Source organism: Streptomyces viridosporus, from assembly GCF_002078235.1.
GTDB classification, from domain to species: Bacteria; Actinomycetota; Actinomycetes; order Streptomycetales; family Streptomycetaceae; genus Streptomyces; species Streptomyces viridosporus.
Genome location: NZ_MSGP01000793.1, coordinates 1 through 377 on the forward strand (window position 1 = coordinate 1; position 377 = coordinate 377).

A 377-nucleotide genomic window follows, 5' to 3' on the forward strand; every position below is an offset into this window, starting at 1 on the left:
CGGCGGCCTGCTCGCCCGGCTCGCCGCGCACACCCCCCAGGTCCTCCTCGCGGTCGTGCCGTCGTACGTCCCCGCGCCCACGGAGACACCGGACGCACCGCACGCCCCCGAAAGGCCCGCCACCATGCTGCCCGAGCCCCTCAGAGGCCCCGCCTTCTCCTCGTACCCGCCCGAGGAGGTCGGCTGGCTGCTCCAGGACCTCTCGGACGTGACGCTGGAGGCGCCGACCGAGGAACGCGAGGAGGCCATCCAGAGCGGCGGCGCCCACTACGCGGAGTCGCTGCCCGTGGAGTACCAGCCGAGCGAGCAGTACCAGGAGCTGTTCCGCACGGCCCTGGACGCCTCGGCCGCCCGCCTCGCCCACGCGGTGGGCGTGG

General features: G+C 75.3%; 1 protein-coding gene. It reads left to right on the forward strand.

What is annotated here, in order from left to right; translation table 11 throughout:
* Window positions 1-377 (forward strand): cysteine protease StiP domain-containing protein (locus tag B7L92_RS43280; RefSeq protein WP_255311348.1); only part of this gene is annotated, 377 nt, incomplete at both ends.